Here is a 485-nt window from a genome sequence, read left to right as displayed (position 1 = left end):
ACAAGAACAAGAGTTAATCGCGTTGCGTAAAGAGCTTAAACAACTCCGTATGGAAAACGATATTTTAAAGCAAGCAGCACTGATAATAGGACGAAAATCGCTATCCTAAAAGCAAATCGACATCGTTATAGCATAACAAAGCTATGTCAATATTTAGGATTATCAAGACATTATGCTTATTATCAGTGTAAATTGAATAGACAAAAATCAGTAGGGCTTTATGCCAATAAAATCGTGACGCTATTTAATCAGAGCTATCAGTCTTATGGTACAAGACGAATTCGTTTTGATTTACAGAAAGAGAATATTTGGGTGTCACGCCGTTACATTGCTCGGGTGATGAAAGCCTTATTGCTGGTATCAAAATACACCGTTAAACGTTATCAATCTCACAATACGGAAGTGAATGAAACCGCCACAGAAAATCACCTGCAACGACAATTTGATGTAGGTGATAAAAAACAAATTGTTGTTGCGGATTTAAC

General features: G+C 35.9%; 1 protein-coding gene. It reads left to right on the top strand.

Annotation, left to right across the window (positions count from 1 at the left end; genetic code table 11):
- Nucleotides 1-192: 192 nt before the first annotated feature.
- A partial coding sequence (locus tag B9N71_RS05720; protein ID WP_167370063.1) for an IS3 family transposase occupies nucleotides 193-485 on the top strand: 293 nt, incomplete at its 3' end.

Origin of the sequence: Gilliamella bombi (assembly GCF_900103255.1) — a bacterium.
GTDB classification, from domain to species: domain Bacteria; phylum Pseudomonadota; class Gammaproteobacteria; order Enterobacterales; family Orbaceae; genus Gilliamella; species Gilliamella bombi.
The sequence above is the reverse complement of the archived record's forward strand: the minus strand, read 5'-3'. Positions and strand labels throughout refer to the sequence as shown.